The organism is Psychromonas arctica, assembly GCF_038155225.1.
Taxonomy (GTDB): Bacteria; Pseudomonadota; Gammaproteobacteria; order Enterobacterales; family Psychromonadaceae; genus Psychromonas; species Psychromonas arctica_B.
Genome location: NZ_JBAKBA010000199.1, coordinates 1 through 233 on the forward strand (window position 1 = coordinate 1; position 233 = coordinate 233).

Genomic DNA, 233 nt, shown 5'->3' on the forward strand with positions numbered 1-233 from the left:
AAACGAATAGTGAGATATTTATTCATGTATCAATTACTTTTTCTATCTAATTGCTAATACGACACTTTTAATTACCTCATCACGCCTTAAACAAACAGATAAAACAAATAAAATTAGATACGTATTGCTTTTTCATCGCCAGCCTTCCATTAGCGCTTTATTATAATATTGTATATGACTTTGGACTTGATAGTAATGTGAAAATTCTTTTTGGGATGGCATTGTTTGGGTTC

At 30.0% G+C, this 233-nt stretch carries 1 pseudogene; it reads left to right on the forward strand.

Annotated features, from left to right (window positions below):
* Nucleotides 1-92: 92 nt before the first annotated feature.
* Nucleotides 93-233 (forward strand): annotated as a pseudogene (locus V6255_RS19395) (hypothetical protein); the annotation flags it as partial.